The 7,234-nt window shown below is 42.5% G+C and carries 11 protein-coding genes; 9 read left to right on the forward strand and 2 right to left on the reverse strand.

Annotated elements, in window-relative coordinates; genetic code table 11:
* Window positions 1-11 precede the first annotated feature (11 nt).
* The 4 genes from SFU91_08240 (at window position 12) to SFU91_08255 (ending at window position 4,458) form a co-directional block, all read left to right on the forward strand.
* Complete coding sequence (locus tag SFU91_08240) at window positions 12-1,196, forward strand: hypothetical protein (protein ID MDX2129010.1); 1,185 nt, start codon at window positions 12-14, stop codon at window positions 1,194-1,196.
* Window positions 1,197-1,288: 92 nt separating this feature from the next.
* Window positions 1,289-2,062: an MOSC N-terminal beta barrel domain-containing protein gene (locus SFU91_08245; GenBank protein MDX2129011.1), complete on the forward strand. Its 774-nt coding sequence runs from the start codon at window positions 1,289-1,291 to the stop codon at window positions 2,060-2,062.
* A 2-nt stretch (window positions 2,063-2,064) separates the two neighbouring features.
* Window positions 2,065-2,676, forward strand: a complete 612-nt coding sequence (locus tag SFU91_08250; protein ID MDX2129012.1) for a hypothetical protein — start codon at window positions 2,065-2,067, stop codon at window positions 2,674-2,676.
* 63 nt (window positions 2,677-2,739) lie between these two features.
* Complete coding sequence (locus SFU91_08255) at window positions 2,740-4,458, forward strand: AAA family ATPase (protein MDX2129013.1); 1,719 nt, start codon at window positions 2,740-2,742, stop codon at window positions 4,456-4,458.
* Here SFU91_08255 and SFU91_08260 read toward each other — a convergent pair.
* Window positions 4,414-4,710 carry a hypothetical protein gene (locus tag SFU91_08260; protein MDX2129014.1) on the reverse strand — a complete coding sequence of 99 codons (297 nt, stop codon included), beginning with the start codon at window positions 4,708-4,710 and terminating at the stop codon, window positions 4,414-4,416. The two genes, SFU91_08255 and SFU91_08260, sit on opposite strands and share 45 nt — an antisense overlap.
* 146 nt (window positions 4,711-4,856) lie before the next feature.
* On the opposite strand from SFU91_08260, the gene SFU91_08265 reads away from it, so the two are divergent.
* Both SFU91_08265 and SFU91_08270 read left to right on the forward strand, forming a co-directional pair.
* Window positions 4,857-5,063, forward strand: a complete 207-nt coding sequence (locus tag SFU91_08265) for a hypothetical protein (GenBank protein MDX2129015.1) — start codon at window positions 4,857-4,859, stop codon at window positions 5,061-5,063.
* On the forward strand, window positions 5,050-5,451 hold the full coding sequence (locus SFU91_08270) for a type II toxin-antitoxin system VapC family toxin (protein MDX2129016.1): 402 nt from the start codon (window positions 5,050-5,052) through the stop codon (window positions 5,449-5,451). The genes SFU91_08265 and SFU91_08270 overlap by 14 nt, the downstream gene beginning before the upstream one ends.
* Here the strand turns inward: SFU91_08270 and SFU91_08275 are convergent.
* The gene (locus SFU91_08275; GenBank protein ID MDX2129017.1) at window positions 5,419-6,060 is read right to left on the reverse strand and encodes a hypothetical protein; all 642 of its coding nucleotides are present in this window, start codon (window positions 6,058-6,060) and stop codon (window positions 5,419-5,421) included. The two genes, SFU91_08270 and SFU91_08275, sit on opposite strands and share 33 nt — an antisense overlap.
* Before the next feature lie 202 nt (window positions 6,061-6,262).
* Here SFU91_08275 and SFU91_08280 point away from each other — a divergent pair, with 202 nt between their 5' ends.
* The 3 genes from SFU91_08280 (at window position 6,263) to SFU91_08290 (ending at window position 7,155) form a co-directional block, all read left to right on the forward strand.
* The gene (locus tag SFU91_08280; GenBank protein MDX2129018.1) at window positions 6,263-6,472 is read left to right on the forward strand and encodes a hypothetical protein; all 210 of its coding nucleotides are present in this window, start codon (window positions 6,263-6,265) and stop codon (window positions 6,470-6,472) included.
* Window positions 6,462-6,794, forward strand: coding sequence for a type II toxin-antitoxin system RelE/ParE family toxin (locus tag SFU91_08285; protein ID MDX2129019.1), 333 nt, complete (start codon window positions 6,462-6,464; stop codon window positions 6,792-6,794). The genes SFU91_08280 and SFU91_08285 overlap by 11 nt, the downstream gene beginning before the upstream one ends.
* Window positions 6,795-6,909: 115 nt before the next feature.
* On the forward strand, window positions 6,910-7,155 hold the full coding sequence (locus SFU91_08290; protein MDX2129020.1) for a hypothetical protein: 246 nt from the start codon (window positions 6,910-6,912) through the stop codon (window positions 7,153-7,155).
* Window positions 7,156-7,234 lie beyond the last annotated feature (79 nt).

Below are 7,234 nucleotides of genomic sequence, written 5' to 3' on the forward strand. Positions count from 1 at the left end.
CTCGTATGACGATGAAAAAAACGCTTTTAGCTCTCTTCACGGCATTCTTGATGGGTTGCGGTGAGAAGCTTTCTCTTGATGAATTTCCAACGAATATTCTTACCTCTCAGGTTCCGGTTTTTTATTCGCCTGTTGCGCCGATTTGGAGCGGGAATACGCTTTCATCGATTTCCGGAATCGGCGGGTTTAATCGCCCTTCAGATATTCTCGTTGGATATGATGAAACGGTCTATATCGTGGATGCCGGCAATAACCGCGTGGTTCAAACCGATTTAGCCGGAGAAGTACTCGGCACATCACGCTTTATTTCTCGCCCGAAAGCCGCCGTTCAAACGAGGAATATGCGATTATTCGTCACAGCAGTGATTGATACCACCATTAACTTTGGAGGATTTTTAGGCACACGCCGCGTTCCGGTGGCAGCGATTTTTCGCCTTAATTTGGTTTCCGCCTCAGGGCGAATTAGCAATGCCACGCCAGAGCTTTATTACCTGCATCCGGTTTCTCGTGCCAGCGATACGCTCGTTCGTTTTAATGGCATCACGGCTGTTTATGATAATACGGTGTATGTCGCCCGTTCAGGAGCGGTGAATAACATTGGCTCATTCGAGCAGCCCGATAACGCCATTTTGCTTTTCCCTCAAAACTTCAATCCGCAAACCGACCGCCCTGCTCTCATTCCGGGGTTAACGGCAAGTGGCACCGGCAGCGGCGCTTTGGATGCCATTTCGTCACTCACTTCTTACGCGCAGCCGCCGCAAAGCCCAGCCGTCAGCCGCGATCTCGCCTTCTTTTTCACGAGTACTTCACCAACACAAAACTTTAAGGCGCAACGCGTGAATTATGTGGTGAGTTCAAGCGGTGAAGGATTCGTGCCCGACATCACTTTTTTGACTACGCCGGGGAAATTTCGCAGGCCAACCGATATTACCTTCGCAGGCGATGAAACGCAATTTGTGTTTGTACTTGATTCTGAAACCGATAGCCTCTATCAATTTGATGTTCGCGGCGTTGAAGGCGTTGTTCCGCGAACCGCACCGAGTGAGCGATATAATGTGTCGTTTTCACGATTTGGTGGTGGCACCGATGCCTTGCGCGACCCTGAAGGCGTGGCATATTACCAACGCACGCTCTACATCGCCGATACAGGAAACAATCGCATCCTGCGCTTTAGGCTGACAACCGATATTCGGTAAATAATTTTGATCGCACACTTTTTACCCCCTTTATTTCATCAAATGAATTGTGTTAATTTATCTTTGTGATTAGCATTAATTCATCAACTTGTATGTTCGTACCTGAAGTAACCCATATCTTCATTTACCCCTTCAAATCGCTTGATGGCATTGCAGTTCAAGACGCCGTGCTTTTAGAAAATGGCGCGCTTCAACACGACCGGAGGTTTGCCTTAATTGATGACGATGGAAACTATATTAATGGCAAACGAAATCCTCGCGTGCATTTGATTCGTGCCTCATTTAATTTGGAAAATGAAATCATCTCTTTAAGTGCCGCAGGTTTTTCGCCTGAAAGCTTTGAATTCAACGACCCTCAATTACTCACCTATTTCTGCGACTTCTTTGAACAAAACGTATCGATTCAAGAAAATAAAATCGCCGGATTCCCTGATGATACTTCAGCGCCCGGCTTTACACTTGCCTCAACACCTTCGTTAGTTAAAATGAAAACGTGGTTTCCGGAGCTTTCGCTTGAAAATTTGAGAAGGCGATTCCGGCATAATATTGAAATCTCGGCGCCATATTCGTTTTGGGAAGATTCACTTTTAGGAGAAAGCGAACTCGAGAGCCGCTTTCACATTGGTGAGAATGCATTTCTCGCTACAGGCGCTTGTTCGCGTTGCGTTGTTCCGACGCGGGACCCCGAAACCGCCGAGCTTTACCCGCGATTTCAAAAGGAGTTTTCACTTCAACGCGAAATGGATATTCACGCTGAAACAGCGCTTTCGCATTTCAAGCACTTTTATAAATTCAGCATCAATACCAAGAGCCTTATGCTCAAATCCAATCGGATTCAACTTGGAGAGAGCGTGACAAAATCGTAATCATGAGCATCCTTTACGAAAAAAAATATAATCGGTGGGGCTATTTACCGCTGATACTTGCCTCGCTTTTCTTAGGCGCGGTGTTTTTCACTTACGGCTTTGCATTTGAGCGCACGATTGAATCTTTTGATGATTTGCACTTCTTTTCAGAAGAAATTTCCATTTGGCAAAATGCTCTTGGCGCCGCACTGACCTTATTTTGCTTGACTTTCACGGGATATTGGTGTTATTCATTGTTAGTGAACCCAACGGTTTTTCGCATCACCACAGAAGGTTTTGAATCGATTCCGAACGGCGTTAGCTCGGGGTTTATTCCGTGGAGTGAAGTAAAAGAAGCGCGACTTGAAATCATCAAGGGCAGTAACGCACAAGGCGTTTATGAAGAACAGATTCTTGCCGTGTATTTCAAAAACCCTGATTACTACAAAAATAAACAGGGCGAATATGTTAAAACCATAATGGGCGTCGGCGAACAAACGGGGTTTTATGATCAATTAAATACGGATTCAACCCGCGAAGGGGTTCCGTTACTTATTCCGGCGTCGGTTTTTGGGGATGAGATCACGACTGTCACAACAATATTTCAAAAATCCACCATAAAGAACGAATCTTAAGTTAATTTTCCTCATCACTAATTTTTCGTAACTCTAATTCGTAACTCTAATTCCTGTTTCAATTTGTCCACAGATTCACTATTCTCACGCTTCTCGTCTTCCGACTTGAAAGACATGCTTCGAATTCCGGAGCTTTTTCACCCCTTTATTTATTCCATCAAGGATGAATTGGATTTGGAGTCTAAGTCGGAAGAGCTCAAAAAATATGGGTTGTATGAATGTCTTTCGCTCTTAATCGACTATCCGCCGCCGCTTGTGGCAGAACGGCTTTCGATTGACGACACCACCACTTACCCGCCCACCCCTTATGGGCTTTCGAAAGCTGAGTTTGAAAGGTCGGAACTTCGCCCGCTTAAAGTGCTCACGCCCGATGAAAACCTTAAGCGGATGCTTGATGCCCCGCTCGACGAGTGGCGAACTTATATGCACCCGCTTCAAGAAAAAATCGCGACGGCGAGTGTTGGCGGGGCAATGAAAATCACGGGCGGCGCAGGTACAGGAAAAACGGTTGTTGCAATGTACCGCACCAAGTGGTTGGTTGAAAAGCTTTTCACCGGGGCGAACGACAAGGTGCTCTTCACCACCTATACCAAAAATCTCGCCCACGATATCGGGCTTTTTTTAAAACGCATTATCAAAGATCCGGCGGCACTTGCGCGTGTCAAGGTTCGGCATATTGATGCCTTAGCACAAGAGCTTTATGCACCATTTCAAAATGCGCGTGAACATACCATTTATGGAACAACGGGTGATGAAGCGCTTCGCCGCGAATCGTGGGGTGAAGCGGTTTCCATCGGGGCTCGAGAATTACCGATTGAACCCTCATTTTATCGAGATGAATATGAGCAAGTGATTCTGCCAAAGTGTATTTTTTCACTTCAACACTATCTCACCGTATCGCGCGACGGCCGAATACGAGCGCTAACGGCCGAGGAACGAACGAAAGTTTTTGCGGTCTGCGATCAGTATTCTCGCATCTTGAAACGCAAAAACTGTGTGGAAAGCCGCGAGATTCGCTTGCGACTTGTACGAAATTATGTACAGCAATACAAAAAGCCATACAAGGCCGTCATTATTGACGAAGCGCAAGATTTATACGAAGAGGATTTTCGCCTGCTTCGCGCAATTTGTGAAAGCGGGAACAACGATATGGTTTTCTTTGGCGATGGAAATCAACGCATCTACAATCGGCTACCATTCAAGATGACGGATGCCGGAATTGATGTTAAGAATCGGAGTCGGAAACTGTTCCTTAACTATCGCACCACCGCGCAGATTTCAACTTTCGCAAAAGAAATTTTATCCATCACCCAATCTTTTGACGATGACTTTGACTCGGGCAAAGATGCGACAAGAGGCACAATGTCGCTCGTTTCTGGCGAAGAGCCTGTACTGAGAAGTTGCGAAAACGATCGTGTGGAAGCCAAAGTGATTCAAGAGGAACTGCAACGGCTTTTCAAAGCGGGGATACCGGCGAGTAAAATCTGTTTAATTTCACGAGCCCACCGATATGTCGAAACCATTGTTCAGCGTTTGAAACCGCTTTTGCCCAAAGGCATTGAAGTGCTTGAGGTAACGAATGATATTTCATCGCCAAAGGAAAACCAACTTCGATTTGCGACAATGCACCGCGTAAAGGGGTTGGAATTTGAAGCGATTGTCATTTGCGGCGCGCATGAACTCGGCGATGCTGATCGGAATCTTTTTTATGTCGCCTCAACCCGTGCTAAAAAATATTTACTGATTACTTATTCGGAGAATTTTTTGCCATTGCTGCGGTGAGAAATATATTTTCAATATCGTATTTCTTTTTCGATTGAAATAATTTCGCCAATCATATTGAATGCTGGTTATCCCTTTGGCGTTATCGCGGGTGAGGTTGCCGTTGCCGTCGTAGGCGTAGTTATTGGAAAGTTGTCCGGTTCGCACGCCTTCGTTGCTATTGCTGCCTGTGGCGGCATCGGTAATGTGCGTGAGTTGGTTTCGGCCATTTACATAGTTATAGGTGAGGTTATCGATAAGCGATGTGCTCACATTTCGGCGTGTTACACTGATAAAGCTGCCGTTGCGGTCGTAGTTGAAGGTTACTCTTTATAAAATTTGTGATAATCAAAAATTATTTATTACCTTATTTAGTAATCATGTTCCTAAATCAGTCAGCAACTTTTGATTTATCTATTATGAAAACTCTGAAGATTCAAACAGATAGTGATCAAGCTATTTCAATTATTGAAAATTTGGAATCTCTTCACCTGATTAAAATTTTGAAATCTCATGATTCAAATAAAATAGTTGGAGATATTTCAACACTAGTAGGTTCGATGAAAAAACAAACCGGCAAAGAAATTGAAGAAATAAGCAAGTCACTTAGAAATGAATGGGAATAAATTGCTTTGGGATACAAATTCCGTAATTTATTATTTACAAGCTACTCTCCCAAAATCAAGTTCTGATTCATTAATTGAGTTTTCGAGATCAAATCCACCGATTATCTCGTTCATTACTGAAATTGAACTTTTATGTTGGAAAGGCGCTACGGAAAACGATATAGTTATGATAACGCGATTTATCTCAGCATCAAAAGTAATCGGAATTGATGATCAAATACTCAAGAAAACTATCTCAACTCGAAAAAACTATAACTTGAAATTAGGGGATTCAATTATCGCTGCGACTGCTCTCGAATTAAATCTGAATTTACTCACTAGAGACATCAAGGATTTCAGAAAAGTACCTGAGTTGTCAATTATTGATCCTTTTGAGATTAAATCCTAATTGTAGCATTCCATCATACTCCCTCGCCTTGAGGTGCGTGGTGCCGGTTTCTTCGTCTTGCTCTTTATCAAGGAACTTGAAGCGGCCATCGCCGGCGGTTTGGGCGGTTTCGCGGATTGCGCCGTAGGCAAAGTAATCCGTCCGCTCCGTTACCGCACCACTTTGGTTAATTACAACCCGATTGCTTTGGAAATTGTCTTTAAGCTCATAATACCGAACATTCGTAACCCGATCTAAATACCCAAACTCGTGATAATAATACTTCGGTAAGGTTTGGTTGCTATCGTAAACGGCGACGAGGTTTTTATTAATTCCATATTCATACTCCGTCCGTGTTGTATTTCCCCCAACCTTGAACGCTTTCTCAATTCTCGCGCCTTCGGCATTATAAAAATAATCGAGGAAATTTCCATTAGAAAATACAATTCTTGTGGGCAGATTTCGCCAATCGTATAGAATGCTGGTTATGCCTTTGGCGTTATCGCGGGTGAGGTTGCCGTTGCCGTCGTAGGCGTAGTTTGTTGATGTTTGTCCGGTTCGCACGCCTTCGTTGCTGTTGCTGCCAGTAGCGGCATCGGTAATGTGCGTGAGTTGGTTTCTGCCGCTCACATAGTTGTAAGTGAGGTTATCAATAAGTGCGGTGTGGTTCCCTCTTCGCGTAACATTGATAAAGCTGCCGTTGCGGTCTTTTGCAAGCGTTGAATTTTTCTAAAGATGGCCAAATGTGCACCTCTCTATTATTTTATTAGAATTATTTGCTTTCAAAAATCAAACTCTTATATTGCTTGTAATCAATTTTAACCAAAAAAATATGAAAGTCATTATTGATATACCGGATCGTGACGCGAAATTTGCGCTTAAAGTTTTAAATAGTCTTTCCTTTATCAAAAAAACCAAACCATTGAGCTCAGCTGCTATTGAACTTTGGGAAGAACTCAATCAAGCAACTGATGAAGTTCGGCTTCACAAACAAGGTAAAATCAAGTTAAAAACCGCCCAAGAAATTATCAATGAACTATAAAATTCTTCTTACAGTTTGTTTTGAAAAAGAATTAAAGCGTTTAGCCAAAAAATTTCCTTCATTAAAAGTTGATTTTAGTAAGTTAGTAACTGAATTATCCTTAAAGCCGTTGTCAGGCGATTCTTTAGGAAATAATTGTTATAAAGTTAGAGTTGCAGTCAGTAGTAAGGGTAAAGGTAAAAGTGGCGGCGCAAGGGTTATTACATATATCTATTTTGAAAAAGAAACCATTTATTTGCTCACAATTTACGATAAAAGCGAAATGCAAGACCTGAAACCAAACGAATTAAAAGAAATGATTCAAAATTTACCATTTGACTGAATTACTAAACCCTGAACAAAAGATAAAATTATTTTCTTTTTAAAGTAACCAAACAACTATTATTCTCCGCCCTATTGATATATCCAAATACGCGATAATTATACTTCGGTAATGTTTGGTTGCTATCGTAAACGGCGATGAGGTTTTTATTAATTCCATACTCATACTCCGTTCTTGTAGTATTTCCCCCAACCGTGAAGGCTTTTTCTATTCTCGCGCCTTCGGCATTGTAAAAATAATCGAGGAAATTTCCATTGGAAAATACAATTCTCGTGGGCAGATTTCTCCAATCGTATTGAATGCTGGTTATGCCTTTGGCGTTATCGCGTATGAGGTTGCGGACTTGAGTTTAGTCAGTTAATTATATTGCCATTCCAATCAACATTATTAGGAGTAAACTTTTTATACCACCTTTCGATAAATTTGTCAATATTATTCGT

It is taken from the genome of Chloroherpetonaceae bacterium (assembly GCA_033763895.1).
GTDB lineage: Bacteria > Bacteroidota > Chlorobiia > Chlorobiales > Thermochlorobacteraceae > JANRJQ01.

Bases quoted from the DNA above. Each gene is read 5' to 3' on its own strand.
- SFU91_08245 (MDX2129011.1), top strand. From the start codon at position 1,289: ATGTTCGTACCTGAAGTAACCCATATCTTCATTTACCCCTTCAAATCG.
- SFU91_08270 (MDX2129016.1), top strand. From the start codon at position 5,050: ATGAATGGGAATAAATTGCTTTGGGATACAAATTCCGTAATTTATTAT.
- SFU91_08250 (MDX2129012.1), top strand. From the start codon at position 2,065: ATGAGCATCCTTTACGAAAAAAAATATAATCGGTGGGGCTATTTACCG.
- SFU91_08240 (MDX2129010.1), top strand. From the start codon at position 12: ATGAAAAAAACGCTTTTAGCTCTCTTCACGGCATTCTTGATGGGTTGC.
- SFU91_08285 (MDX2129019.1), top strand. From the start codon at position 6,462: ATGAACTATAAAATTCTTCTTACAGTTTGTTTTGAAAAAGAATTAAAG.
- SFU91_08265 (MDX2129015.1), top strand. From the start codon at position 4,857: ATGAAAACTCTGAAGATTCAAACAGATAGTGATCAAGCTATTTCAATT.
- SFU91_08280 (MDX2129018.1), top strand. From the start codon at position 6,263: ATGAAAGTCATTATTGATATACCGGATCGTGACGCGAAATTTGCGCTT.